This is a genomic window from Vibrio sp. V04_P4A5T148 (assembly GCF_963875605.1).
GTDB classification, from domain to species: domain Bacteria; phylum Pseudomonadota; class Gammaproteobacteria; order Enterobacterales; family Vibrionaceae; genus Vibrio; species Vibrio anguillarum.
This window is the reverse complement of record NZ_CAWNMS010000058.1, coordinates 103132-129209: the sequence shown is the minus strand read 5'-3', so window position 1 is coordinate 129209 and position 26078 is coordinate 103132. Positions and strand designations below refer to the sequence as shown.

22 protein-coding genes are annotated in these 26078 nt (G+C 44.8%); 11 read left to right on the top strand and 11 right to left on the bottom strand.

Features of this window, described 5'->3' with window-relative positions; genetic code table 11:
• Positions 1 to 190 precede the first annotated feature (190 nt).
• The 4 genes from AACT18_RS12800 to AACT18_RS12785 all read left to right on the top strand — a co-directional run bounded on the left by AACT18_RS12800 (position 191) and on the right by AACT18_RS12785 (position 6252).
• Positions 191 to 610: a hypothetical protein gene (locus AACT18_RS12800; RefSeq protein ID WP_094125149.1), complete on the top strand. Its 420-nt coding sequence runs from the start codon at positions 191 to 193 to the stop codon at positions 608 to 610.
• A gap of 152 nt (positions 611 to 762) precedes the next feature.
• The gene (locus AACT18_RS12795; protein ID WP_094125148.1) at positions 763 to 3567 is read left to right on the top strand and encodes a BamA/TamA family outer membrane protein; all 2805 of its coding nucleotides are present in this window, start codon (positions 763 to 765) and stop codon (positions 3565 to 3567) included.
• A 355-nt stretch (positions 3568 to 3922) separates the two neighbouring features.
• The gene (locus AACT18_RS12790; RefSeq protein ID WP_094125147.1) at positions 3923 to 5263 is read left to right on the top strand and encodes a cytochrome ubiquinol oxidase subunit I; all 1341 of its coding nucleotides are present in this window, start codon (positions 3923 to 3925) and stop codon (positions 5261 to 5263) included.
• Positions 5260 to 6252 carry a cytochrome d ubiquinol oxidase subunit II gene (locus AACT18_RS12785; protein WP_094125146.1) on the top strand — a complete coding sequence of 331 codons (993 nt, stop codon included), beginning with the start codon at positions 5260 to 5262 and terminating at the stop codon, positions 6250 to 6252. The genes AACT18_RS12790 and AACT18_RS12785 overlap by 4 nt, the downstream gene beginning before the upstream one ends.
• A gap of 63 nt (positions 6253 to 6315) precedes the next feature.
• Here the strand turns inward: AACT18_RS12785 and AACT18_RS12780 are convergent, their stop codons facing one another.
• Positions 6316 to 7947 (bottom strand): methyl-accepting chemotaxis protein, encoded by a 1632-nt coding sequence (locus tag AACT18_RS12780; RefSeq protein ID WP_094125145.1) that lies wholly within the window; start codon positions 7945 to 7947, stop codon positions 6316 to 6318.
• Between the two features lie 463 nt (positions 7948 to 8410).
• Here AACT18_RS12780 and AACT18_RS12775 point away from each other — a divergent pair, with 463 nt between their 5' ends.
• Positions 8411 to 9178, top strand: coding sequence for a potassium channel family protein (locus AACT18_RS12775; protein ID WP_017044802.1), 768 nt, complete (start codon positions 8411 to 8413; stop codon positions 9176 to 9178).
• A 46-nt stretch (positions 9179 to 9224) separates the two neighbouring features.
• Here AACT18_RS12775 and AACT18_RS12770 read toward each other — a convergent pair whose 3' ends face one another.
• The 3 genes from AACT18_RS12770 to AACT18_RS12760 form a co-directional block, all read right to left on the bottom strand.
• Positions 9225 to 10580 carry an EAL domain-containing protein gene (locus AACT18_RS12770; RefSeq protein ID WP_237666696.1) on the bottom strand — a complete coding sequence of 452 codons (1356 nt, stop codon included), beginning with the start codon at positions 10578 to 10580 and terminating at the stop codon, positions 9225 to 9227.
• 287 nt (positions 10581 to 10867) lie between these two features.
• The gene (locus tag AACT18_RS12765) at positions 10868 to 11788 is read right to left on the bottom strand and encodes an aminoimidazole riboside kinase (RefSeq protein WP_094125143.1); all 921 of its coding nucleotides are present in this window, start codon (positions 11786 to 11788) and stop codon (positions 10868 to 10870) included.
• Positions 11789 to 11872: 84 nt separating this feature from the next.
• Positions 11873 to 13312, bottom strand: a complete 1440-nt coding sequence (locus AACT18_RS12760) for a sucrose-specific PTS transporter subunit IIBC (RefSeq protein WP_094125142.1) — start codon at positions 13310 to 13312, stop codon at positions 11873 to 11875.
• A gap of 273 nt (positions 13313 to 13585) precedes the next feature.
• On the opposite strand from AACT18_RS12760, the gene AACT18_RS12755 reads away from it, so the two are divergent.
• From AACT18_RS12755 to AACT18_RS12740, 4 genes are all read left to right on the top strand, one after another.
• Positions 13586 to 14572 (top strand): LacI family DNA-binding transcriptional regulator, encoded by a 987-nt coding sequence (locus AACT18_RS12755; protein ID WP_010319758.1) that lies wholly within the window; start codon positions 13586 to 13588, stop codon positions 14570 to 14572.
• Between the two features lie 118 nt (positions 14573 to 14690).
• Positions 14691 to 16370: a glycoside hydrolase family 32 protein gene (locus AACT18_RS12750; RefSeq protein WP_094125141.1), complete on the top strand. Its 1680-nt coding sequence runs from the start codon at positions 14691 to 14693 to the stop codon at positions 16368 to 16370.
• A 246-nt stretch (positions 16371 to 16616) separates the two neighbouring features.
• Positions 16617 to 18155: a methyl-accepting chemotaxis protein gene (locus AACT18_RS12745; protein WP_094125140.1), complete on the top strand. Its 1539-nt coding sequence runs from the start codon at positions 16617 to 16619 to the stop codon at positions 18153 to 18155.
• A 25-nt stretch (positions 18156 to 18180) separates the two neighbouring features.
• Positions 18181 to 18912, top strand: coding sequence for a transporter substrate-binding domain-containing protein (locus AACT18_RS12740; protein WP_013856728.1), 732 nt, complete (start codon positions 18181 to 18183; stop codon positions 18910 to 18912).
• A 99-nt stretch (positions 18913 to 19011) separates the two neighbouring features.
• Here the strand turns inward: AACT18_RS12740 and trhO are convergent, their stop codons facing one another.
• From trhO to AACT18_RS12705, 7 genes are all read right to left on the bottom strand, one after another.
• Positions 19012 to 19995 carry an oxygen-dependent tRNA uridine(34) hydroxylase TrhO gene (trhO, locus tag AACT18_RS12735; protein ID WP_094124653.1) on the bottom strand — a complete coding sequence of 328 codons (984 nt, stop codon included), beginning with the start codon at positions 19993 to 19995 and terminating at the stop codon, positions 19012 to 19014.
• Positions 19996 to 20085: 90 nt separating this feature from the next.
• Complete coding sequence (locus tag AACT18_RS12730; RefSeq protein WP_094124652.1) at positions 20086 to 20868, bottom strand: heme ABC transporter ATP-binding protein; 783 nt, start codon at positions 20866 to 20868, stop codon at positions 20086 to 20088.
• Positions 20865 to 21899: a FecCD family ABC transporter permease gene (locus AACT18_RS12725; protein WP_094124651.1), complete on the bottom strand. Its 1035-nt coding sequence runs from the start codon at positions 21897 to 21899 to the stop codon at positions 20865 to 20867. The genes AACT18_RS12730 and AACT18_RS12725 overlap by 4 nt, the downstream gene beginning before the upstream one ends.
• 10 nt (positions 21900 to 21909) lie before the next feature.
• The gene (locus tag AACT18_RS12720) at positions 21910 to 22758 is read right to left on the bottom strand and encodes a heme/hemin ABC transporter substrate-binding protein (protein ID WP_094124650.1); all 849 of its coding nucleotides are present in this window, start codon (positions 22756 to 22758) and stop codon (positions 21910 to 21912) included.
• 51 nt (positions 22759 to 22809) lie between these two features.
• Positions 22810 to 23220 carry an ExbD/TolR family protein gene (locus AACT18_RS12715; protein WP_094124649.1) on the bottom strand — a complete coding sequence of 137 codons (411 nt, stop codon included), beginning with the start codon at positions 23218 to 23220 and terminating at the stop codon, positions 22810 to 22812.
• Positions 23213 to 23923 carry a MotA/TolQ/ExbB proton channel family protein gene (locus AACT18_RS12710; RefSeq protein ID WP_094124648.1) on the bottom strand — a complete coding sequence of 237 codons (711 nt, stop codon included), beginning with the start codon at positions 23921 to 23923 and terminating at the stop codon, positions 23213 to 23215. The genes AACT18_RS12715 and AACT18_RS12710 overlap by 8 nt, the downstream gene beginning before the upstream one ends.
• Positions 23923 to 24633: an energy transducer TonB gene (locus tag AACT18_RS12705; RefSeq protein ID WP_094124654.1), complete on the bottom strand. Its 711-nt coding sequence runs from the start codon at positions 24631 to 24633 to the stop codon at positions 23923 to 23925. Before AACT18_RS12705 ends, AACT18_RS12710 begins: the two co-directional genes overlap by 1 nt.
• Before the next feature lie 301 nt (positions 24634 to 24934).
• Between AACT18_RS12705 and hutX the strand changes: the two genes are divergently transcribed.
• Together hutX and hutZ are read left to right on the top strand one after the other, a co-directional pair.
• On the top strand, positions 24935 to 25444 hold the full coding sequence (hutX, locus tag AACT18_RS12700) for a heme utilization cystosolic carrier protein HutX (RefSeq protein WP_094124608.1): 510 nt from the start codon (positions 24935 to 24937) through the stop codon (positions 25442 to 25444).
• Positions 25445 to 25498: 54 nt separating this feature from the next.
• Positions 25499 to 26029 (top strand): heme utilization protein HutZ, encoded by a 531-nt coding sequence (gene hutZ / locus AACT18_RS12695; RefSeq protein ID WP_094124607.1) that lies wholly within the window; start codon positions 25499 to 25501, stop codon positions 26027 to 26029.
• The last annotated feature ends 49 nt before the right edge of the window (positions 26030 to 26078 follow it).

Below are 26078 nucleotides of genomic sequence, written 5' to 3'. Positions count from 1 at the left end.
ATTCTAGGTTTGTACCGCATAGCCAGAACCAATTAATACACATAAAAAAACAACAAATGTTCTATTTAGAACGGCATCACTGCAGTGTTCAGTGATATTTAACCCACGTTTACTTTTAAGTGATGTTATTTTTGGGTGGTTTTGAATAGGGTAAAGCTATTATTTTTTACAAATACCTATGATGTCAGTAATGTTTATGATGAAGATGAAGCCAAGCTATTACGTGATTCCTATGCTTATTGCATTTAATGTCCATGCGGCTGACAGTCAGTGTGATGTGATTTCCAGCCAGTTACGCGATGTGAGCAATGGCTCTGAAGCGGTTGAACATTCTGACGGGTACAGCGTTCGTGACAATCCGCCTATTCGCTGCGCCGAGATCGTGTTTAAGACCAAACAGAGTTACGACAAAGTGGTTGCTTGGATGAATGATGATTTCACGGCGATTTATGTCGATGGTTCAGAAGCAACGTCCAATATGGTTCGATTTCGAGAGGATGATGTAAAAGCTGGCTACGTGAAAATGAAGGTAAATCAACCAATTACCGCTTATGTCTGTTTTGGTCAATCGAGCGTTCCGATCAGTCAAATAGAGTGCGATATAAAATAGATTGCTTAGCAATGTTAAGTGCCATCTCCTTAAATGGGGGGCAAATGATAGTCAGGCCTTATCCTGACAAAGCCATACATTTCGATACCCAATCCTTTTCTCATTCAACGTACAATCGCCGCACTTAATTATTGAAAAGGGTTGTTGTAACGATGTCAGCAAAATTTGTACTCTCACCCATTATGGGTTTGATGGTTTGTTTGGGTATGCATACACCAACAGTATTGGCTGAGTCAGTCGCTTGGGATCAAGCTGGTCAGCAATGGCAGACTCAACAATCGCAACATTTTATCGTGCACTTTCGCAGTGAATTGGCCCAGTACGCGGCGCGTTCGTTAGATATTGCCGAGAAAGTGCATCAAGACCTTGCCAGTCAATTCTCAAAGATGCCAGCTGAAAAAACGCACCTAACGCTGGTGGATGACTACGACTATTCCAACGGTTGGGCAACGCCGCTGCCTTATGCTCAAATTCGCTTGATCTTAAATCCTCCCAGCGATGTTAATGGATTGGAAGGCAATGATGAATGGTTGCACATGCTCATCCGCCATGAGTACACTCACATTGTTCATATGGAATTAAATGAGCGTGCGGTCACTGGAGCTCGACGTATTTTTGGCCGCCACACACTGCTTTTCCCGCATGCAATGACACCCTCGATGCTGTTAGAAGGGTTAGCGGTTTACATGGAAAGCCAAAATGAAGAAGGTTATGGACGTTTGCACAATAGCCATTTTGCGATGCAAATGCGCATGGAAGTGGCGAGCGGACAACTGGCTGATCTCAACCAAATCGTAGTAGCGAACAAACGTTTACCGCTTGGCAGTAATTACCTCTACGGCGCGTATTTTATTGATTATTTAGCCAAAACGTATGGCGAAGACACACTCCAACATTTTTTAAGCGATTACAGTGGCTACCTAATTCCGGGCGTTTTCTTAAACCGAAGCGCTCAACGTGCTTTTGGTAAAGACTTTTTTGCGCTTTGGCAAGAGTTCCGTGCCGATCTAATCACGCAGTTTTCAGATCAAATTGTGCAAAGTAAGGAACAGCCTTCGGAGGCTCAATCTCTCGATAGCCAGCCGTTTGAATATCTATTAGCCAATGGTGGATCAGAGCAATTACTGGCTTGGCGTCGTGATGGGGTTGATCGAGCAAATTTAGCGATGTGGGATAGTAAGCAAAATCAATGGCAGCATTTATTGACTACAAAAAGCTTAACTAGCCTCGATGTTCATCCCCAGCAAGGTATCGTCGCGTCACAAGTGAATAGTTATCTTGATGGACGAGTGTTGAATGATCTTTATCGCTACGTTGATGGGCAGTGGCAGCGTTTAACCGAGCAACAGCGCTTTATCCAAGTACGTTGGAGCCGAGATGGGCAAAGTGTTTTCGCTACCCGTCATGAACAAGGGTTGCCTGAGTTATGGCAGGTGACGCTGGATGGGCAGCAAACTCGCTTATGGCAAGGCACATATGGTTGGGTCATTGGTGATATGGCGCTGTCTCCGACAGGCGACATTTATGCTTCCGTGAAGCATCCGTCTAGCGCGTGGAATATCATGCGTTTTGTCGCCAAAGAGCAGCGCTGGTTGGCTGTCACTGAAACATCAGCAACCGAGCATCAATTGAGTTTTACCCAAGAGGGTGAGTTGCTGTTCAGCGCCGATTACACGGGGCGTTATCAGATCTACCGAATGGACTTAACCAGTCTGCAGCTAGAGCAGTTAACCAATGAAATTGGAGGTGCTTTTTCTCCGCAATGGAATCAATCGCAAGGGCTTATCTACCAAGCTTATGAGCATGATGGTTACCATTTGCGCCATATTCCGACGGTGACGGCTTTCAATGAGGCTCCGCTGTCTTCCTTTGCCAAGGTGACATCCGCTGCTTCGACGCCGATATCTCAGGTCGAAAAAAGTGACACTACCGACTACTCACCGTTGTCGACTTTAACGCCACGTTATTGGGTTCCCGTTTGGCAAGGGGATGATAACCAATCGTTACTTGGTTTCTCGACCAGTGGTTCAGATGTGTTAGGGCGACATCAATATGAGATCCAAGCGGCTTGGGATACAAAAAATGCGTTGGCGACGTACCAATTGGGATATCAATATGACAACCGTTGGCAAGCGACGCTCAGCCGAGAGCATGAGTTTAAGTTAAACCCATTGACCAATAAAGACGATCGCATTGTCCGTCAAGATGACTTAACGTTACAACGTAATTATTTATGGCATGGCCTCGATGATAACTTAACGTTTGGTATCGGCACTTATTGGCAGAAAGAGTCACTGATCAAAGCGCCTCAAGGTACGCGCTATACACAAGCCAGTGATGAGTGGCTGGCAGGGGCTGCATTGCAATGGGATAACCGTGAAGGCTTATTGAATGTTCCCGGTTATGCGTGGGGTCATTACGCTGATTTGGTATGGGAGTCCAATGTTGGCGGTGATTACTCTGGACAAAAATGGCAGGCGCAGTGGCAAGCACATTGGGACCTCCCGGGGAGCTTCAACCTTACCACTCATCTTGCGGCAGGTTATGCGGACTCAAAAGCCAAACCGTTTGAGCTAGGCAGTTATGAAGGGGATAGTGAGCAGCTTTATGGCCGCCAACAGATAGCGTTGCGTGGCTACAGCTCTGCGGCTCAAGTAGGGCAAGCTTACGCGACACAAAGTGTTGAACTAAGCCGCTTATTGTATCGCGCTGAACGAAACTGGAATTTGTGGCCAATTGGCTTGGGGGATATTTCAGGTTCTGTATTTGTCGACTCAGGATCAAGCTGGAACGATAACCAAAACTACCAAGCCCTGACGGGGATTGGTGCTGAAGTGCAGATCGATACAATAGTACTTTATGGCGGCACGTTACCAGTACGGATTGGTTACGCTCATGGATTAGACAGTAAATTAGGCAAAGATGAAGTGTATATAAAGCTAACTGCTCAGTTTTAACCGTTTGTTAAGGAGGAAAGGGTCGCATCAAATGCGACCCTTTTTGCGTTGTAAGCCGAAGCAAGGCTTACTGCTTACTCAAACCTAACGCTTGTTATGGGGCACGGTTATTTTTTGTCATAATTCTTCCGTAATTTGATACATCTTTTTCCTCGGTCTTACAGCTGATGATTGGTACAACTCATTGGCTGCACTGCTGTGGATTTTTCATTTTCATTAATCGATGAGAAGGCTTAGTTAATTTAAGTAAGAAAATCCTCAGACAGTGAACTTAATTAGGTCGAACAACGTAATTAACAATTAAGTAAATTGTTGTTATTTGATTGCCTAGTCTTTTTTGATTGAGGAAAGAGTGATGTTAGAGACCCTCATGTTGTCGCGGATCCAGTTTGCCGCCAATATCAGTTTTCATATTTTATTTCCAACCATTACGATTGCGCTTGCATGGGTGATGGTGTTTTTTAAGTGGCGTTTTGTACGAACGCAAGCTCAGTTGTGGTTGGACTTATATTATTTCTGGGTCAAGATATTTGCCCTGACTTTTGCGCTCGGTGTTGTTTCTGGTATCACGATGAGTTTTCAATTTGGGACTAACTGGCCAGGATTTATGGAGAGAGTCGGTAACGTCGCTGGGCCATTGTTAGGCTACGAAGTGATGACGGCTTTCTTTATGGAGGCGACCTTCCTTGGCGTGATGCTTTTTGGGCGTGGAAGAGTACCTGAATGGGTGCATACCTTAGCAACCGTGCTGGTGGCGATAGGCACATCACTCTCTGCTTTTTGGATTTTAGTTTTAAATAGTTGGATGCATACACCTGCTGGTTATGAAGTGATTGAAGGCATTGTTCATGTCACCAGTTGGAAGGAGGTTATTTTTAATCCTTCTATGCCGTATCGGCTTGTACATATGTTGCTGGCTTCTTTACTCACCGCAAGTTTTGTCATTGCAGGGATCTCTGCTTACCAATTTTTGCGTAATGCGCAACTGGAAGCAGCGAAAGTGGGCCTTAAAGTCGGCATTATTCTCGCGGCCATTGCTATACCAATACAAATTTTTGTTGGCGATTTACACGGCTTAAATACGTTAAAACACCAACCCGCTAAAATTGCTGCGATGGAAGGGGTGTGGGACACGGAGCAAGGAGCACCGTTACTCTTGTTCGCTTGGCCTGATGAAGCCACGCGTAGCAATCACTTTGAACTCGGTATTCCTAAATTAGCCAGCTTGATACTCACACATGACCTCGACGGTGAAATTGTGGGTTTAAATCAATTTGCACCGGATCATCCCCCGGTTAAGCCACTGTTCTTCGGCTTTCGAATTATGGTCGGAATTGGCGTGCTGATGCTGCTAGTGAGTTGGTTTGGTGCATGGCGTTTAATTCGTAAAAAAACCTTACCCAAGTTCTATCTTTATACCGTTGTCGCGATGACGTTTTCAGGATGGGTAGCCACATTAGCAGGGTGGTATGTTACTGAAATTGGCCGTCAACCATGGCTTGTTAGTGGTGTATTGCGTACTTCTGATGCAGTTACTGCGATTGGAAGTGGTTCTGTTGTGCTGTCATTAGTGATGTATTTAACCATTTATGCCGTATTGCTAGTTGCTTATATCCATACACTGTTTTATTTAGCAAGGCAGTTCTCTACAGGCATAACGATTCAACCGATTGACGAGCAAAAGGCACCATTATGATCTCTTATCTACCGGAAATTTATCTTTTATTGCTTGGCTTTAGTGTTTTCATGTATGCGGTACTTGATGGTTATGATTTGGGTGTCGGTATTTTATTACCCCAAAATAATGAGCAACAGCGCGATAGAATGATCGCCTCGATTGGCCCTTTCTGGGATGCCAATGAAACATGGCTAGTGCTAGGCGTTGGTATTTTATTGATTGCGTTTCCAAGTGCACATAGCTTGATTTTGACAGAGCTGTATTTGCCCACCGCACTGATGCTGATCGCATTGATTATGCGTGGTGTAGCGTTTGATTTTCGTGCAAAAGCGAAAGCGGATCATAAAGACCACTGGGACTTGTGTTTTAAAACCGGCTCTTTACTTGCCGCATTAACCCAAGGTTACATGATTGGACGGTATGTGATGAGCTTTGAGGAGTCGATGCAGGCTTATGGCTTTGCACTACTCAGTTCGCTGTGCGTGACGGCCGCTTATGTTTATATCGGTGGTGCTTGGCTGGTGTTAAAGACTGAAGGCGCGTTACAAATTCGAGCGGCGCGCTGGTCACGCCGCGCGGGTTGGTTGGCCGCGCTGGGTATTTTCTCAGTCAGTATTGTTAACCCGCTATTTAATCCACTGGTCGCGGAACGTTGGTTTAGCTTCCCTGAAATGCTGTTATTAGCTCCTGTTCCGCTGGTGGTGTTAGTCACGATTTTTATGGTTGATCGCTATTTAAAAAGAGTACCTGTAGTGAATGATATGGGAGTTCAATGGCCATTTTTTGGTGTGATGCTAATTTTTGCATTAAGCTTTCTTGGATTAGCCTATAGCTTTTTCTCTGATGTCGTCCCCGGGATAATGACGGCTCAAGAATCAGCCGCTTCTACTGCTAGCTTATTGGTAGTGGGCATTGGTGTCGTGATTGTGATGCCGATGATCTTGCTGTACACCTTTGTGGTTTACCGAATCTTTAAAGGTAAATCGACAGATTTAAGCTATAAATAGCAAGAGAATGGATACTATAACGGCCTCAAAAGAGGCCGTTATTTTTAAACCCACGATATGAGGTTAGACTTGGAAGCGACGTACCGTATTTTGTAGCATTGCTGCCAACTGACTCAGCTCTGCACACGCTTGAGCGGCGCTGGAAGAACCTTGTGCAACTTGCTTAGCTGATTCACTAATGCGTTCGATATTGCGACTGAGCTCTTCGCTAACCGAATCTTGCTCTCCGCACGCACTGGCGATTTGAATGGTCATATCAGCAATATGCGCGCTTTGATTACTAATGTGGTCAATCGCGATTTGAGTTTGGCCACTTTGCTCCACACATTGTCCCATAAGTGCACTGCTTTGTGACGTCGCTTCACGAGCACGCAGTGCGCATGTTTGTAGGCTTTGGATAATATTGACGATGTCGCCCGTCGATTGCTGAGTTTTGCCAGCTAAAGCACGGACTTCATCAGCCACAACCGCAAAACCACGCCCTTGTTCACCAGCACGCGCCGCTTCAATTGCTGCGTTAAGTGCAAGCAAATTGGTTTGGTCGGCGATGTTGCTTATCACGTCAACGACAACGTTAATTTGCTGCGCTTGCTGCTCAAGCTCTAATACGCGTTGTTCTGCTTGATCAATTTCTTGAGTCACAAGAGAGATAGCATTCGCGACGGAATCCATCTGTTTTGATCCAAGGATAGATTGTTGGTTACTTTCACGAGCGGCGTCAGAAGCGACTTCTGTGCTTCGTGCCACTTCTGCAACCGTTGATTTCATTTGCGTCATGGCCGTAGCAATGTGCATCACCTCGACCTGTTGCTCTTGCATGCCCTGTGATGTCTGTTCAGAGACGGCGCTAACTTCATCGACAGCATGAGATAGTTGAGTCGCTCCGGCGATGATCTCTTCCACCATTGAGCGTAAATTCTCTTGCATACTTGAACACGCATCGGCCAATTCACCTAGCTCATCTTGTCCAATATGCTGACGTGCTAATCGATGGCTTAAATTACCTCCAGCAATGGCGTTCGCTTGCTGTACAACCAACTGTAGTGGCTGGCAGATTAAGCGAGAAAGTAATAGTGTAATGAACACCATAAATGCTATCAGCGCAACGATGCTGCCGGTGGAAAATGAGGTGATAGCTTGAATAAGCGTCATCAGTTCAGAGCGATTTTTGGCAACAAAGGTTTGGTTTAAATTGAGAAGATCGTCAATCGCACTCTCTAGGCGTTCAAATGTAACCAATGAGGCTGAAATATCCCCTTGAGCTTTTACGATATTTTGATTGAGGATATCGTCATTAAAAGAGCCAAGCGCAGTCAAGTAGTCACGCCAGAGGTTTTTAACTGGCATAAAAATCGAACGCTCGTGATCGGTCCAAACCGCACGCTCATAGGTGGCTAGTGCACTATCAATTGCTTGATAGTGTTCCTGCATCCAACGAATATCCTCCGTAATTTCGGCTTGATCGGTTGCGGAAAGCAAACTGATTTGAGCACGTCGCACAGAAGCCATATTGTATTTGACGTTATTGACCATCATCATTGATGGAAGTGTGTCATCCGTTAGATTGAGTAGGTCATCTTGTATTTCGTTCAATGAACGATATAGGTAATAACCGAAGGCGATGTTGACTAACGCGATAATAGTAAAGGCAAGCGCAATTTTTTTGCGAATGGCTAAATCTTTTAAAAAAGACATGGTAATAAGTGACCTCGGAGTAAAACAACGGAGTTATACCTGTCCCACTTGCAGTATTGCTGTATTGATCACGTTCATTGACGCCAATTCCACCATTTTATTGATGTTTTTTCGGCCTCACTTACTGGTCATCGACAGCATCCTAAGTGGCTTGGGTATCGGGTCACGTCCATATGAAAATAGAGAGATATCCATAAAGTTGTGCATCGTATCACAATTGAAACTTGACTCCTATGGTGTTTTTGAGATTTTTGTGAGTGAGATATTGGGTGTGGAGAGCTTAGAATAACGATCAAGACGGTTATTTTAAGCTTTGTTAAGGTCACAATTCTTTACATCTCAACCACCTAGTTTATAGTGATTTCCATTTTGAATTGGGTGCTAATTGGGTAACAAAAGGGATGGTTGTACTGTTCACTTGGTACTTTTGGCGTTAAGGTAAACGGAAAAAGGTATTTGAATCATGAAATTAAAAACACGTTTACAGCTACTGTCTGCGATCGAACATAAAACTGAAATTCCGATGCTGCTGCTATCGGTAGTGTATGTGATCGTCGCTTTACTACCAGATATTGCACCTTTACAGCCCGAAGAGCTTGATTTTCTGGAGCACCTGCTTTGGATTATTTGGGCATTGTTTGCAACGGAGTTACTGGTTAAGGTTTTACTCAGCCCACATCCAGTGCGTTACATGGTAAAAAACTGGCCAGACGTGTTGATTGTGGCCATGCCATTCCTACGTCCGCTCCGTTTTTTACGCATTTTACTGATCTTGCCAAGAGCATGGCGTCAAACAAAGGCGGTACTGAGACAAAAAACGCTCAGCTTTATTGGGCTAACCAGCTTATCGACAGTGCTTCTTTCCGCGGCTTTTGTCTATTTGGTCGAAAAAGGAACTGATAGCCCAATCAATGATTTTTCTGATGCGATTTGGTGGGCAATGACCACGATTACTACTGTTGGTTACGGCGATATGTATCCAATCACTCCATTTGGGCGTGGTGTTGCCGTGTTTCTGATGTTGACGGGTATTACACTTTTCGGTTTATTGACCGCGAGTGTCGCCTCATTTTTCATTGAAGAAGATGGGCAATCAGCAGAGCATAATAGTGCACATCACACGAAACAGCTTAATAAAGTGTTAAAACAACTTTCTGTTCAACAACCTGTTCGCAAGCGTTTTCATTTAGCTCGCTACCGTGCTCAGTTGGCCTCTCGTCATAAGAAATAACCACTGAAGTTCTAGTTATCATCGTATTGGAATGCCAGAGATTGATCTAGGTGGTTTTAAGCAAAGTGATAAACTTACTGAGCGGCATAGGTTTATAAAAGAAATAGCCTTGTAAATAGTCAATTTCTCTTTCGTTCAAAAAATCAATTTGATCTTGGGTTTCCACACCTTCGGCGATGGTTTTTAACCCAAGTCGCTTAGCCAAATCGACTAAGTTTTCAACAATATGGCTAGAGATCGCATCACTACCGATCATGGTAATAAAGCTTCTGTCGATTTTTAAAATGTCAAACTTGAACTCTTGCAAATAGTTCAAACTAGAATGACCCGTACCAAAATCATCAATTGCTAGCAACACACCTATTTTATCCAATGACTGGAAGAGCTTTTTTGCTTCATCACTATCAATAACCAACTCTCTCTCAGTGAGCTCTAGCGTTAAAATATGTTTACGATTGTTGAAGGTTTCAATGAAATGTTTGCAATCATCAAACAAATTGGAAGCTACGCAGTGCTTGGCTGAAATATTAAATCCAATACTGAAATGCTCTGGAAACTGTGCTTGATGCAATGAAAGTTCATGCTCTACTTGGGACATTAACTGAGTCGTAATAGGAATGATTAGCCCAGATTCCTCCGCTAAGGGAATAAAAAGATCGGGCCTCACTAATCCATGAACAGGATGTTGCCAGCGGGCAAGCACTTCGATATGGCAGAGCTGACCACTACCATCAACAATCGGTTGTACATACGGAATGAACTCGTTGGATTGAATAGCACGTTTCACTTCTCCTTGCATTGACGAAGCTTGGCCGAGTTTCCAATAAGCAAAGCCGCCTAAACCAATACTCATAAGAAGAACTAACATCGTGCTGGTTTGTTTGGTGTTTTTAAAATAAAGCCAGTAGTCATTTATAGTTAATTTTACGGCTAGCGAGTAGGGATAGTGATGTGAAGTATTTCGCAGTGTCGGTGATAGTGGTTGTGTCATCACAGCCCCTGTTTGATCGAGATAATTATCTCCGACATGGAAAGAGAGGTGCCCATAGTAATCAAGTAAGATAAGTATATTAGTCAAGTAGTAGGCGGTAACGCCAGTGATGACAGTACCTTGCTCATAGTCGCGTTTAAAAGCTAATACAGGTCGTAACGGTGTAAGTCGGTTTCCCGACATTAGATATAATTCTTTACCTATATAGTTATCAATACGGTAGTGTTCGTTGGCTTCACCGCGTAGCGAATTACAGTAAATGGTTCCCTTCTTGGCTAGATTAAGTGTTCGTATATCTGGAGTTGTTGCCACCAGTTCCCGTAAATAAGGAATAGCCTCTGAGCAACTTGTGCCTAGGTACGGTGCTGCACGTTCATTTGCGACATAAGCATTTCTAAGCAACAGATCCATATAATCCGTACCTTTGAGTAGTATGTTCTGCATATGATCATTTAAATCAGCTCGTGTTTGCCAAGCGATAATTGGACTAGCAATCACAATGGGTAGTAAGAAAGCTAGTAAGCTTAATACCCACCGTTTACATCTTTCATATTTAACAAATGTCTGCATCTTATCCGAGGGTTGTTTGCTTAATCATGCAGTAAGCGTAGCAAACATCCTCTGAAAATCATCCGTTTATTTCGCAGTTTGCTTGAACTTCAGCACGACTTACGTCCTTGTAAGTACAAGCCATCATTTTAGCCAATCCATTGATCAAGCATGTGTTTATCTGGTAGCGCTGTCATTGCCCCTTTTTGGGTGGTGGCTAATGCTCCGCAGCCATTAGCCCATTGCACTGCGTTTATGATAGTACCCTTATTAAACCACTCTTTATGTAATGACAACTGGCAAAGTAATCCACCGACAAAAGCATCTCCGGCACCTGTTGTATCGATAGGTTTTACGGCTTTTCCCGTAATCATTGTTTGCATCTCTGCTGTGATCACCTGCGCTCCTTTTGCACCTTGAGTAATGACAACCAGCGGAATGTTCAATTCTTTCACTGAGATTAATCCCTGCTCAAGGCTAGGGCGCTGCGTGAGCAAGATCAGTTCGTCATCAGAAAACTTAACCACATCTGCCATTGCCACTACGCTCATCACCACTGGGATCATCTCTTCGGGGTTAGGCCAGACCTCTTCTCGTAGATTGGGATCAAAACTGACAAATCCCCCGTTGGCTTTGATGCGTTTAATCGCTTCAATGGTAGTGCTGCGACTCGGTTCACTGGCCAGTGCAATGGAGCAACAATGCAGCCATTCGCCCGCTAAAAAGGTCGGAATATCTGAACATTGGATGAATTGATCCGCGCTCGGTTTCACCATAAAGGTAAAACTGCGTTCGCCGTGCGAGTCTAAATCGACCACGACGGTTGATGTTCTTTGCTGCTCATCCAACTGCAAATATCGGGTGTCCACTTTCTCTTCGGTTAATGTGGATTGCATAAAGCGCCCCATAGGGTCATTACCCACACGGCCAAAAAAGGCGCTATTACCCCCCAATCTTGCGATGGCAACAGCCACATTCGCCGGAGCACCGCCCGGACATTTGAGATAGTGTGCTTCACCATCAGGAATTAAGTCGACGACCGCGTCGCCTGTCACCCAAACTCGATTCATTTTTTCTTCCAATATCCGTGTTATTCGCTGAAGAAATAAGCCCACTCACATCGAGCGGGCTTAGGAGCATAACAGCCTTGGGGGTTACGCTGTTGCTTGTTTATCAAGCTTTGCGCGCTCTTTGGCACCCAAAACAAGTGTTAAGGTAAAGGCAATGACAAAAGAAATCAGCATGCCAATGATGTAGTAGCTGATTTTCTCTGGGTTAATAGAAATCACTCCTGGAAGCCCAGCCGCGCCTAACGCTTGTGCTTTGACATTAAACAAGGTAATGAATGCACTGGCACAAGCTGAACCGATGATCGCAGCAATAAATGGGTAGCGAAGTTTCAGGTTTACACCGAACATAGCGGGTTCGGTAATGCCCAGAAGGGCGGTCACACCTGATGGAATCGCAATGCCTTTTAATTTGATATCTTTGGTGTTCATACCAACTGCTAAAGCTGCTGCACCTTGTGCGACGTTTGACATGGCCGCAATAGGAAAAATAAACGTACCACCAGTAATGGCGATGTCAGCTAATAGCTGTGTTTCGATAGCAATAAAGCTGTGGTGCATGCCAGTAATCACAAACGGCGCGTAGATAAAGCCAAACAGTGCACCACCAATGAAGCCAGCAGAATCGTATAGCCAGTTCAGCCCATCACCCAATAGAAAGCCGATATCGCGAGTAATCGGGCCTACCAGTGTGAAGGTTAAAAAGCCTGCAATGAAAATCGAGAGCATAGGCGTCAGTAAATTATCCAGTACAGAAGGGATAATTTTGCGCAGGCCATTTTCGATTTTTGCAAGAATAAAGGCGGAGACTAAAACGGGTAAGACAGAGCCCTGATAGCCGACTTTCTGGATCTCAAAGCCAAAAATATTCCAAGTAGGGATGGTGCCTGCGACGGACGCGCCGCCAAATCCCCAACCATTGAGCAGGTCTGGGTGAACCATCAACATACCTAATGCAGCTCCAAGGAATGGGTTGCCGCCGAATTTTTTAGAAGCAGAAAATGCCAACAAAACAGGAAGATAAACAAAAGGGGCGTTAGCGAAGGTGTTGATCATGCTGGCAAGATCAGCCAAGCCCGGGTTAGCATCAATCAGTGATTGCCCTTCGATAAAAAGCCCAGTAGCTGTCAGTACATTGAACAGCCCCATCAATAAACCGCCAGCGACGATGGCCGGGATAATAGGGACAAAAATGTCAGACAACCCTTTAACGGCGCGCTGAACTAGGTTCTGCTTTTGTGCACCCGCGCTTGCAACATCATTGGTTGACATTTCGGCAAGGCCGGTCAGCTTGGCCATTTCCGCATAAACTTGGTTAACGATACCAGAGCCAAAAATAATTTGATATTGGCCAGCGACTTTGAATTGTCCTTTGACACCTTCAAGTGAATCAATGGCTTGTTCATCAACCAATGTGTCATCTTTTAGCGCTAATCTTAAACGTGTTGCACAGTGAGCAAGGGCTTGGATATTTTCTCTGCCACCTAATTGCTCTAATAATTGTTTTGCTATGACTGGATAGTTCATAACCCACCCCGGTTGTTGTTTGGTATCCAGATGACTTGATCTCTTTAAGATAAGCATGGTGGATAAAGTTAAAATAAGTATTTTTGGGAACGTTTGCAGAATGGATTTTTGATGAATAATTCAAAGTAGTCAAAAGCCAACCATTGATTCTGTGAATTAGATCGGTAAAAGAGAGATCGATAATTCTACAAACAGCGTTAGAATCACACTATTCGATCGTTTGCTGCGCTGAGTTTTGCAAACAATCCCAAAACAGAATGAGTAAGGTTATGTATGTCGAGTTTGCACGATGTCGCTAAGCTGGCCGGAGTTTCTAAATCGACGGTTTCACGCGTTGTAAATGATGAGTATGGTGTTAAAGAGTCTACAAAAATCAAAGTGTTAAAGGCAATTTCCGAATGCGGCTATATGGTCAACCAAGTCGCTAAAGATCTCAAATCACAAAAAACCAATTTAATTGGAGTCATCGTTCCGCGAGTCTCTTCGCATGCGACAGCACAAGGTGTTGATGGTTTAAGTGCCATATTTGAACAAGCGGGCAAACACGTGTTGCTTGCCAATACTCATCAAGATCACGCTAAAGAGTTGGAATATATTCAAATATTTAATCAAAAGAGGGTCGAAGGCATTGTACTTTACGCCACACACCTTGATATGCCATTAGTGAAAGCAATCCAACAATCTAATGTCCCGGTGGTATTGGTTGGGCAAGATGGCTCACTGCACGATATCCCGAGTATTGTTCATGATGATCTTCGCGTTGGATTCGAAGCGGGTAAACGGTTGATAGCAAAAGGTTGTCAACACATTGGTTTTATTGGTGTTCAGAGCGATGACGTAGCGGTGGATTGCTTGCGTTCTCAAGGGTTAGAGCAAGCACTGGGTATCAACAATTTAACCCTGTTGTTTCATGTGCGTGGTGATTTTTCGATTGAATCTGGTTACTTACAAGCTAAAACATTAATCACGCAATACCCACAATTAGATGGTCTTTTTTGCGCAACCGATAGAATTGCGGTTGGAGCGGTGAAAGCACTGCAAGAGTCTGGAGTTCAGGTTGGATCGCAAATAAAAGTATTAGGAGTTGGCAATGATGAGCTCGCATTTGTCAGTAACCCAAGCTTATCAACATTCAACTATGCCTTTGATAAAGCAGGTGAAAATGCAGCCAAGATGTTGCTTGAACGTATTGCTGGTCGTGGGCAGGAGATGAGTAAAGTCGTGTTAACATTCCAAAATATCGAACGTGAAACCGGCTAAGGCTGAAGGTGCTTGCTGAGGGGAAGCCCGCATAATTGAGGGCAATATTTCACCAATGCTTGCAAGCAGGCTTATTTTTTTATATTTTGCAATCGTTCCCATAAGTTGAGTGTAAGTCATGTCATTAGAAACAGTGCCAGTGGAAAAAATGTCATTTGAAGAGATGGTGAGATTAGTTGGCGGCCCGGCCAATATTCAGCGAGTACTCGCACCAAGAGGCGAAATCGTTATTGCGCTGCGAGATCCAGCTTTAGTCAATGTTTTACCGAGTCATATGCGCTTGCGAGAAGTGCTCGGTGAATGGCAGCTTTCATTTTTGATTCAACAAGATAACATCAATGAATATGCCGATGAACTGATCAACAGTTTAGGTCGAATGATTGATTCTCAGCTGCGGCTTAATGCGTACGCCTATTCCTCGCCAAACGATTGTCCCTTTCGTCCAACGTGGCATATTTCTCCGCCGCAAGGGCTGCTCAATGATCCAAACGGTTTCATTTATCACCAAGGAAAATATCATCTTTTTTATCAGTGGTATCCTTATGGGTGTGAGCACAAGGATAAATATTGGGTACAACTGACGAGTACTGATCTTATTCACTGGCAATGGCAAGGTATTGCACTGACTCCATCAGATTGGTATGACAGTCACGGAGTTTTTTCTGGTCATGCTTTAAGTCACAACGATGAGTTGATGCTTTTCTATACTGGCAATGTTCGGTTAGGTGAACAGCGATTGCGTCAAACAACGCAGTGTTTAGCTGTGTCGCAAGATGGCCTCTGTTTTGAAAAACGTGGCCCAGTGATCCGTAATTTGCCAACGGGTGTCACGGAACACATTCGCGACCCTAAAATAGTGCGCCACCGAGGAAGATGGCTCATGTTGCTTGGCGCGCAAACAACGCAGTTGCAAGGTCGGCTGGCGATTTACCATTCACATGATCTTAAAGAGTGGCATTTCGATGGTCTATTTGGTGAAGAAATCGCACCGCTCGGTTACATGTGGGAATGTCCCGATCTGTTTGAAATTGCGGGCCAAAGTTATTTTGTTTTTGGCCCTCAAGGGATTATTTCAGATAACGTGAACCACACAGTTATCCATCAGAATCGTATTGCAAAAGTCTTATGGGATGAAAATGATCATCCTCACTTTTGTCATCTGCAACCACTGGATCACGGCTTTGATTTTTATGCTCCTCAAACAATGCAAACGGCAGACGGGCGGCGTGTCTTGTGTGCATGGATGGGGTTGCCTGACGAAATTAATCATCCTAGTTGTGACAACGGCTGGCTGCATCAACTTACGGCACTGCGTGAGTTGAGTGTTGAGAATGGTCAACTTATTCAAAGGCCTATAAAGGAGCTAGAGCAGTTATGTAACCAGCCGGTAAGTTTGGAGTTAAGCGATAAATGCACCATTCTCAACACCAAAAGTTTTGAAATGTGTATCACTTTGCCGTGGGGGGCAAGCTTACGTTTGTTTGAAAAAGGTGAGCAATACGTTGAACTGAGTTTGGATGCCCAGCAAAAAGTATTACGTTTTGATCGTTCCCATACTTTGATACGTCAAGGTGATGTGATTCGTGAATTGGCCTTAGAGTGTGAACAGGTTGAGCTGCAGATTCTCGCGGATAATTCTTCATTAGAAGTGTTCATCAACGGCGGAAAAGCAGTGATGAGTGCAAGAGTGTTTACCGAACAAGAGGCGACAGGGGTATCACTATTAAATGCGTTGGTTACGGCCAAATACTCTCCTATCCAGCCCGTCAGCGCTTCTTCATTCGCTACTCAATTCTAAATTAAGCCGAAAGTAAACTTTCGGCTTAAAAAATAATAACCTTTTTCTTTCTTGGTCTATCCTTAAGTAAAAGATAAGTGAGATCAATATGATCGGTATGAGTTCAGACAATAGCAGAGATGATATTGACCTCTCTTCTGGTCTGCGTCCTATTCATTAAACACAAGAGTCAGATGGCTATCATGCGGTGCGATGAAGTCAACGCACAGTGCTTAACTCATACCATTGATTAAGGCGAAATGAAGTATGTGGAAAAGTGTCAAAGTGATCTTTGTTACCCAAGTTGTTCTGGCAGTGTCCATTGTGTTGGGCATTTCTAGTTACATTGATTACCAGTCAAAGAAAGCGGAGTTGCAGCATAGCCTAGATACATCAATCTTGAATGCAAAAGAGCGTTTGAGCTACAGCCTACCTAAAGCAATTTGGGATTTTGATTTACATGCCGCCAAACTCACTATTTCAGCAGAGTTAAATAACCCAGACATACAAGCGGTTAGAGTGAAAGATGCGGGTGGTACACCGCTTCTTTTCCTGAGTACATCACCCGAGTCTCAAGATGTGAAAGAGATGGAGCCCAATGAGGGGAAACAATACGAATCCATGCTCTCTTCGGTGCAAAAGCTCACCTTTGTTGAGTATGAAAAGGAAAATGAAGTTGGTCAGGTAGAGCTTTTCTATAACACAGATAGGCTAGAAAAAACCTTGTTACAAAGTCTGCAATATAGCCTGATTGAGTTGCTGATTTTAGATAGCGTAATGATTGTATTCCTAATTTTGGCGTTAACGAAAACCGTCCTTCGCCCGCTCAACGATTTAACAGAGCGAGTGGCCGATCTTGCAACCGGTGAAGGGGATTTAAGTCGCATCATTCCAGAACCCAAATATAGAGAGTTTTCGCAGATCATCCGCAGTATTAATCATTTTACGGAGTCGCTAAGGGAGATAGTTGTACAAGTAACGAATGCTTCTGTGCAGTTAAAAGACACCGCAGAGATGAGTGGTCAGGTTGCCATTAGAAATGCGCAGCAAATTGATCAACAAAAGCACAGTTTATCGACCGTCGCTGCCGCTTCCACACAGATGAGTCAGTCGGTGGCAACAGTGGCTGAAACCGCTAATGACGCCGCAAGGCAAGCAAGTGAGGCTTCTCAATTGGTCGATAATGTTTACCACTCAATAGAACGCTCTGCCGCCGAGATTGTAAACATGCGTTCCGAAATGGGTTCGGTAAACGCGGAAATGCATAAGCTACTTGATGAAGGGCGGAAAATATCAACCGTGGTCGGGGTGATTAATGACATTTCCGAGCAAACCAACTTGCTGGCACTGAACGCTGCTATTGAAGCGGCACGCGCAGGTGAGCATGGTCGTGGTTTTGCAGTAGTGGCTGACGAAGTGCGCAACCTTTCGACCAAAACTAGCCAATCCACTGAACAGATCCAAACCAATATTCGCTCACTTAGCAGTGCAACAGAATCGGTTGAGCAAGAAATTATTCGCATCTCTAATTTGTTAGAAAGCACCGCTAAGCGGGTATCAGAGTCACAACATTCTGTTGAGCAGGTGAAAAATACTATCTCTGAAATTTCTGAAAGAAATGGAGAGATTTCGCATGCCACAGAAGAGCAGAAACAAGCCATTGATGAAGTCAGTCAGGCGATTGTTGAAGCATCAGAGGCCACTAATGAGCTGTCGAGTAGTGGTCAAGATAATGCTCAGAGAACGAGAGAAGTTCTTCAACTGAGCTCAAACATTAAAACTCATATGCGTAAGTTCAAAACATAAGTTCCACCTTCAAGGAGAAGAAAGTATGAAGCGTCTGTTGATCTTTATTTTCAGTATGATGATGGCCTTACCGAGTAGCTTTGCTGCTACTATTACGGCTGCGCAAGATCCATGGCCACCGTTTATTTCACCGGATAAAAGCATGCCGGGGCTATCGGTAGAAATCGCTGTTGCGGCTATGAAAACACAGGGCTATGACGTCAATTTTCAAATCATGCCTTGGTCACGAGCATTAGATGAGGTGAGTAAAGGCAGAATTGATCTGTTGCCCGCAACTTGGTATACGCAGGAGAGAACGGCTTATTTACTTTACAGTGACTCATATTTAGAAAATGAACTGAGCTTTATTAAAAGAGCAGGCGATGCTTTCGAATTTTCAGGTTTAAATAGTTTGAGTGGCAAACAAGTTGGCATCGTTAGGGGCTATGGTTATGGGGATGACTTTTTATCCGCCACTAATTTCAACAAACCAGACGCTAATGATCTCACGACTAACTTGAAGAAACTGCAAGCCAAACGAATTGATCTTACCCTTGAAGATAAGTTGGTCGCGTTATCGACCATGAAAGAGGCGGGCTTAAATAGCAGTGATTTTCAGTTTACCACGGCATCTTTGTCTAAAAATCCTTTACATGTTACCTCAGGTAAAGCAAACCCTAATGCGCAGAAATATATTGATGCGTATAACAAAGGGTTAGCTACGATTAAAGCTGACGGAACATTTGATGCCATTTTAGCGAAATACGGTATTCAGTGATTTTTTTTAAAAAAAAGGCCGCAGTTTTAACTTTAACGCTGCGGCCTTTTTCTATTCCAATAGGAGTTGAATTCTTTGAAGTAAGCATTGGGGTAAATATTAGCGTTTTGAGCCGCGCTGCTCAGCTTTACGTGCTAATTTTTGCGCACGCTTTTGTTCGATCAGTGATGCGGTATCGCCGCCAATGTGTGCTTCTCCACGCTGTTTTGCGAGCTGAACTTGTTTTTCTCGCTCACGGAAACGGGCCAGTTGTTCCGCAGAGTGAGTACCGAAGCAGGATGGGCAACTGACGCCTTGCTCGTAGACTTCGCTCTGTTTGTCTTCACCGGTAATCGGCAAACGGCAAGCGTTACATACATCGTAGTGACTCTCTTTTAAAGCGTGCCCTACAGCCACTCTGCCATCAAACACATAGCAGTCACCTTGCCATAAGCTCTCTTCTTGCGGCACTTCTTCTAAGTATTTCAAAATACCACCCTCGAGATGGTACACCTCATCGAACCCTTGCTCTTTTAAATAAGCCGTGGATTTTTCACAGCGAATCCCGCCAGTACAAAACATCGCGACTTTTTTGTGTTTCTCTGGTGCGAGGTTCTTCTTCACATAATCAGGAAACTCACGAAAGGTTTCAGTGTGTGGGTTAAGCGCATTTTTGAAGGTGCCGATTTGGATTTCATAATCATTACGGGTATCGACAACCAGCACATCAGGGTCTGAAATTAGCGCATTCCAGTTTTCTGGTTTCACGTAAGTGCCCACAACGTGACGAGGGTCAATACCTTCAACGCCCATAGTGACAATCTCTTTTTTTAGCTTCACTTTGGTACGGTTAAATGGCTGCTCTGAGGCTTGTGATTCTTTGTAAACCGTGCCTTTCAAGTTCGGTTCAGCATCAAGCCAAGCCAGTAGCACATCTATCCCTTTGCGTGTTGATGCCACAGTGCCGTTAATTCCTTCACTGGCTAATAATAGCGTGCCACGAATTTGGTTTTCCTCCATTAGTTCAAGAAGCGGTGCTTGCAGCTCTTGGTAGTGATTGAGTTCAACAAACTTATAGAGTGCACAGACGACGTACTGACTCATGGGGTACCTTTTAAAAAACGATATAAAGAATTGGGGCGCATTATAGCGAAGGGACGCGCCCACAAATACGGACAATTATTAAGGACAATATTAGATGGGGTAGACCATTGGGAAATCCATGGTTGGATGTGCGGCGACAAGCGACGAGTAGCCATATACCTGCTCAATCCTTTCTGCATTGAGCGCTTCCCAAGGTGGCGCATCACAAACCAGTTTGCCATTGTGCAGCATCACCATGCGATCTGCATATTGAGCCGCAAGGTTGAGATCGTGCAGCACGACTACAACAGCGCACTGTTCTTGGTGTGCTAATGAACGTGCAATGCGCAGTGTATTGTGCTGGTGAGCCAGATCTAACGCTGACGTTGGTTCATCCAGCATCAGGATTTTTTTGTCACCGGAGTGGTGAAGTTGAGTTAATACCCGCGCCAGATGCAAACGTTGTTTTTCACCACCCGATAAAGCCGGGTAGAGATTGTTCGCTCTATCGCTGATATCGGTTTGTTGCATGTAGTGTAGCGCGACTTCACTGATTTGTTGGTGGCTTAAATTTAATGGCAGTGCGCCTAATTCCACCACTTCTTGAGCGATAAAAGGAAAGCTCAACGTACTTTGCTGCGGAAGAATAGCCAAGTGCTTTGCTAACTCATTCGGTTGCCACAGTGCTTGCGGAACACCGAAGTAAGCCATTTTGCCTGTTGATGAGATTTCACCGCTGAGTATTTTCAGCAAGGTACTTTTTCCAGCACCATTGGGGCCAAGTAACGCTGTGACTTGACCTGAAAAAATCTCAATATCAATCTTATCCAAAATGGTTCGATGGCCAAATTTAACCGATATATTACTGGCTTGGATCGCTGCCGTTGTACTCAAAATACTTTGCCTTTTTGTTGAAACAGAAGATAAAGGAAGAAAGGTGCACCCACCAGCGCAGTCACAATCCCGACAGGCAGCTCCGCAGGTGCCACTGCTATACGGGCAAACATATCGGCGACAGTGAGTAAGAGTGCACCAAGTAAAGCCGAAATGGGGATCAAACTACGGTGATCGGGGCCAACCAGCATCCGGCCTAGATGAGGGATGACCAAACCGATAAAACCAATCATGCCCACCGCGCTGACGGTCACTCCAACGCCGAGTGCGCTGAGTAAAATCATTGAACGCTTAAGTCGTTGCACAGAAATGCCTAGATGACGCGCTTCAGACTCGCCAAGTAATAATGCGTTGAGCGCCATCGCTTGACGAGAGAAACAGACGAGCAGCAGCAGTAAGGTCACAGCGCAAAAGAGAATATTTTGCCAGTTTGCACCCGCCAGTGACCCCATTGACCATAATGAGAGATCGCGTAGCATTTGATCGTCTGCAACATAATTCAAATAGCCAATACCCGCCCCCGATAGCGCGCTGATGGCGACGCCTGCGAGTAGCATGATGGTGACGGAAGTACCAAATTTACTGGTGCCTAATCGGTAAACTAACAAGGTAGTCAATGCACCGCCTAAAAAGGCAAAAATAGGTACCACTGCAGCGCTCATCCACGGGTTGGAAAACAGCGCTAAATTGGCGAATAGCACAATCGCAAGTGCGGCTCCGAGGGCTGAACCTGCCGAAACACCGATGATGCCGGGCTCAGCTAATGGATTCCGAAACAGGCCTTGCATCACCGTTCCGCACAGCGCCAAAATTGCTCCAACCAACAAGCAGAGTAGGGTGCGCGGAAAGCGGATCTCGTGGATGACTAAATTAATGTGCGCGGCAATGTCATTGGAGTGCAGCACAAGGCTTTTTATACTATCACTGAAGCTGATATTCATTGGACCAACGGTGACAGAATAAAGGCTCACTAAGATTACCAAAACTAACAGCGTTGCATTCACCACATTTTTTGAGAGATGACGTAACAAAATAAGCCCCTTAAGGATAGAGCAATGCGTTTAGACGTTGCGCTTCAGCCAAGCTTTTAAGGCCTAACCCGCCGACGAGAGCGTGGCCATCGATGGTGATGATCTGCTTATTTATCCCAGCCGGAGTTGCTACTAATGTCGGTATGGATTGCAAAATGGCGTCTGCTCCTCCGAGTTTTTCATAACTGCGGCCACTGACTAAAATCACGTCCGGTTGCATCTCAATTATCGCTTCCATCGACAGTGGTTTATAAGACGCCACTTGTTCAGCGGCGGGGTTAACCGCGCCAGCCAACTCAATAATGCTGTTTGGCGTGGTGTCACTGCCCGCCACGTTGGCTGCCCTTCCTTCGTGGATAAGGAGAAATAGCACTTTTTTCGGTGTCTTGTGGGTAGATTGATGGTGGGTTAACGCCGCTATTGTGCTTTGAACTTGCTGTTTGAGCGCTTTAGCTTGAGGCTTTGCATCAGCGAGCGTCGCAATTTGGTCAATGCGTGCCAACAACCCCTGTGGTGTGGATTCATCATTCACCACCTCGACGTTAACGCCAGCGCCTTTAAGCTGTTGCAATGTGCTTTCTGGCCCCATTTCACTAGAACCAATCAATTGTGTTGGTGCTAAGGCTAATAATCCTTCTGCGGATAATTGGCGATGATAACCGATTTTTGGGAGAGCAAGATCGTTTGGAATTTCACTGGTGACATCGACCGCAACAAGTTTATTTTGTGCGCCTAACGCAACGAGGATTTCGGTCACCGCGCTGCCCGCACTGATAATCCGTTCTTGCGCGCAGAGCCAAGGTGAGAAGATGAAGAGCGTTATGGCAGCAAGCCAATGAGAAAGAGAGTTGTGTGTCATCGTGTTGTACTCATGAAAATCATACGGTTTTTAAAAGCGCGTATGAATAGGCTATTGGGGATGGTCGGTTAATAACTGAGTGGCAGCGATGCCATTGTCTTGCAAGAACGCCAGCAATTTAACCAACTGCTGCACTTCAGCGGTTTTGTCTGCGCCAATCACGATAGGGCGATCACTGGTTTTGCTTTGTTCTAACAACGCCAATGTGAAGTTATTCCAATCGATATACTGTTTGCCATCGATAGCCCAGTAAGGTTCGTGCGCCAGAAGATTCACTGTGATTGACTGCTTGTTCACTTCACTCACGGCTGGTGAGTCGGTTGTTGGCAGTGAAACGTCTAATGACTCAAATTTAACCGCGGCTGTAAGCAGTAAAAACACCATGACAATAAAAATGATATCCAACAATGGCGTTAAATCTGGCATTAATGGGGATGAGTGAAAGTGCGGTGTCTTAATCATGATGTATTACCACATCATTGTCAGAGACGTCCTCATACTTAGCTACACGCTCTTGTTTGGTGGTGCAATCATGTTGTAAAGAAACACCTTCGAGCCATAAGTTGACATAATTGAGTGTGTGCTCAAGTTTTGCCATCACTCTGTCAGCCCATACGCCAAGCAGCTGAGCGCCGGTAATTGCGGGAAGGGCGATCAGCAAACCTGCAGCCGTGGTTCGCATCGCAATGCCTAGGCCATCCGCAAGGTCGTTTGGCGTAATATTGCCAGAAGAGAGCGCCACCCCTTTGAACATTTCAATCAAACCTAACACAGTGCCAAGTAAGCCTAGCAGCGGGCTGATCACACCGATCAAAGATAAAATGCGCAGTCCAGAATGCAGTTGATGACGCTTTTCTTGCAACCAAATGCCCGCCGCATCTTCACGTAATCCTTTGGCGAAATCGTGATGAGCAAGCAGCATGGCAACCCCTTTATAAAGCAATGGGCGCTTGCTTGAGAATTCACTGGCTAACGCCTCAATTTGCGCTGTATTGGTCGGTGATATTTGGTTGAGAGCACTACCAATCGCACCTTTTCCGACACCAAGGCTAAGCAGTACTTGGAAAAGCCGTTCAGTAATGATCATAGTCCCAAGTGCTGAGCAGACAAAAAGAGGCCAGGCCATCAGGCCAAGTTGTTGTTCTAGTTGAGTAAGTAGTTCCATTATCCTTCCAATTTAAAACGTACTGGGATTTGCACTCGGTGGGCTATTTTTTCACCGTTCACCACTTGAGGAGAGAATGTCCACTGTTTGATGGCATTAAGAGCCGATTCATCCAGCAGTGCCGTGCCCGACGAAGAGAGCAGCACCTGTTTGATTTGGCGGCCGTTTTCGTCTAACCAAACCTCATACATCGCAACGCCTTCAATTCCTCGTTTTTGTGCAAGCCTTGGATAAACAGGAGGGGTTGGGCGAGTAACAAAAGACGGCGCATCGACTAATTTCGGTTGATTAGTTGCGCCGCTGCTGCTTGGGGCGGCGGCGGTTTTCGGTGTCGATTCAGTGCTATTTTCATTCTCTACAGAGGATGTCACGGCTTCCTTTACAGGAGTTTGCACTTGTGCTGATTTTGTCGGTATTTTAGGTGCTGGTTTGTCTACTACAGGTTTGGACAGGCTCTTTTGCTGCACCACCTTTTGCGGCTCTTTTTTTGCTGGTTTGGGCTTGTTGGCTCTCTTTTCTGGAGGTGGGGTTTTTGTTGCTTGCTCTTGTACTACCTGAGCTTGAGGTTGAGCCACAAAGTTAATCGACACTGAGGTGGATTGATTTCCCGCAGGCATGGCAAACACTTTTGATTCGTCGTCAACAAACAAAATCGCCGCGTGAATTGCGAGAGATAGGCTGCCAGCGACAAGATATCTAGTGAAATTCACGTTGTACTCCATATAAAAACAAAGCGTTCAGAGAGAGGATTATCACCCATCAATTAAATAAGATCAATTATCAATTGCATTATCATTTGCATCAAATTATGATTTTATGAATTTGAAAAGATGGGTTAGAAACGCCTTGTTAGCACAGGGTTTTCTATCAACCACAATTAATCATAAACAATCTGAATTAATTCACCTTTGCCATAACTTTACTTACTGGATCGGGTTTTTAGTGGCGATTAATGTGATGTACTGAGCCAGCGTAAGGCGATTTAAAGCGAAGAACGAACTGGAAATGAATATGGATTTACTTGAACAGAAAGTGGCCTCTTTATTAGAGCAACAACCGACCTTATTGCCGGCAGCGATGGCGCAAGAGTTGAATGTGACTGAATTTGAAGTGGTGCAGGCATTGCCTGAAGAGATGGTTGCGATTGTTGATGGGGCTCAAGCTCAATCGCTGTTGGAATCACTAGCGGATTGGGGAATGGTCACAACGATTGTCCACTCTTTTGGCTCTATATTTGAAGTGAAAGCGCCTTTTCCAAAAGGGAAGTTGGCTCGTGGCTATTATAACTTGATGGGTAAAGAGGGCGAGTTACACGGCCACTTAAAATTGGAATCCATCCAGCACGTTGCTTTAGTCAGCAAGCCTTTTATGGGACGTGAAAGTCATTACTTTGGTTTCTTTAGTGAGCAAGGCGATAACATTTTTAAAATTTATCTAGGCCGAGATGAAAAGCGCGAACTGATTGCAGAGCAAGTCGCACGTTTTAGAGCATTACAACAAGACGTTCATTCCAACCAATAATATTGATATAACGATAAGCCCTGAACGCAGTGCGAAAGGGTCGAGGAGAAAGTCATGGATCAGCAGATCAAACAAGAGCGATTACAAGGACGATTGGAACCTGAAATCCAAGAGTTTCGTCAAGAACGTCGTACATTGCAATTGGCTACAGTGGACGCGGAAGGCCGTCCGAATGTGAGTTACGCGCCATTTGTACAAAACCAAGAAGGTTACTTTGTGCTGATTTCGCACATCGCTCGTCATGCGCGTAACTTAGAGGTGAACCCGCACGTCTCCTTGATGATGATTGCAGACGAAAGCTCATCAAAACAGATTTTTGCCCGTCAACGGTTGACGTTTGACGCCGTTGCGAGTGTCGTACCACGTGAAACGGCATTATGGCAGCAAGTCATTGGTCAAATGCAAGCTCGTTTTGGCGAGATCATTGACGGCTTAAGCCAGCTGCAAGACTTTGCTTTATTCCAGTTGAAAGTAGAAAAAGGTCTTTATGTGAAAGGCTTTGGCCAGGCGTATCAAGTGTCTGGTGATGACATGGTTGATTTTGTGCACCTTGATGAAGGGCATAAGAAAATTTCCAACGCGTAATCTTAATCGCTCAAGATACATTGGACATTGTAAGAAAAGGCTAGTTATC

Bases quoted from the DNA above. Each gene is read 5' to 3' on its own strand.
- hutZ (WP_094124607.1), top strand. From the start codon at position 25,499: ATGGATCAGCAGATCAAACAAGAGCGATTACAAGGACGATTGGAACCT.
- AACT18_RS12715 (WP_094124649.1), bottom strand. From the start codon at position 23,220: ATGATTAAGACACCGCACTTTCACTCATCCCCATTAATGCCAGATTTA.
- AACT18_RS12720 (WP_094124650.1), bottom strand. From the start codon at position 22,758: ATGACACACAACTCTCTTTCTCATTGGCTTGCTGCCATAACGCTCTTC.
- AACT18_RS12710 (WP_094124648.1), bottom strand. From the start codon at position 23,923: ATGGAACTACTTACTCAACTAGAACAACAACTTGGCCTGATGGCCTGG.
- AACT18_RS12780 (WP_094125145.1), bottom strand. From the start codon at position 7,947: ATGTCTTTTTTAAAAGATTTAGCCATTCGCAAAAAAATTGCGCTTGCC.
- AACT18_RS12785 (WP_094125146.1), top strand. From the start codon at position 5,260: ATGATCTCTTATCTACCGGAAATTTATCTTTTATTGCTTGGCTTTAGT.
- AACT18_RS12770 (WP_237666696.1), bottom strand. From the start codon at position 10,580: ATGGATCTGTTGCTTAGAAATGCTTATGTCGCAAATGAACGTGCAGCA.
- AACT18_RS12755 (WP_010319758.1), top strand. From the start codon at position 13,586: ATGTCGAGTTTGCACGATGTCGCTAAGCTGGCCGGAGTTTCTAAATCG.
- AACT18_RS12760 (WP_094125142.1), bottom strand. From the start codon at position 13,312: ATGAACTATCCAGTCATAGCAAAACAATTATTAGAGCAATTAGGTGGC.
- trhO (WP_094124653.1), bottom strand. From the start codon at position 19,995: ATGAGTCAGTACGTCGTCTGTGCACTCTATAAGTTTGTTGAACTCAAT.
- hutX (WP_094124608.1), top strand. From the start codon at position 24,935: ATGGATTTACTTGAACAGAAAGTGGCCTCTTTATTAGAGCAACAACCG.
- AACT18_RS12750 (WP_094125141.1), top strand. From the start codon at position 14,691: ATGTCATTAGAAACAGTGCCAGTGGAAAAAATGTCATTTGAAGAGATG.
- AACT18_RS12800 (WP_094125149.1), top strand. From the start codon at position 191: ATGTTTATGATGAAGATGAAGCCAAGCTATTACGTGATTCCTATGCTT.
- AACT18_RS12765 (WP_094125143.1), bottom strand. From the start codon at position 11,788: ATGAATCGAGTTTGGGTGACAGGCGACGCGGTCGTCGACTTAATTCCT.
- AACT18_RS12790 (WP_094125147.1), top strand. From the start codon at position 3,923: ATGTTAGAGACCCTCATGTTGTCGCGGATCCAGTTTGCCGCCAATATC.
- AACT18_RS12740 (WP_013856728.1), top strand. From the start codon at position 18,181: ATGAAGCGTCTGTTGATCTTTATTTTCAGTATGATGATGGCCTTACCG.
- AACT18_RS12745 (WP_094125140.1), top strand. From the start codon at position 16,617: ATGTGGAAAAGTGTCAAAGTGATCTTTGTTACCCAAGTTGTTCTGGCA.
- AACT18_RS12795 (WP_094125148.1), top strand. From the start codon at position 763: ATGTCAGCAAAATTTGTACTCTCACCCATTATGGGTTTGATGGTTTGT.
- AACT18_RS12775 (WP_017044802.1), top strand. From the start codon at position 8,411: ATGAAATTAAAAACACGTTTACAGCTACTGTCTGCGATCGAACATAAA.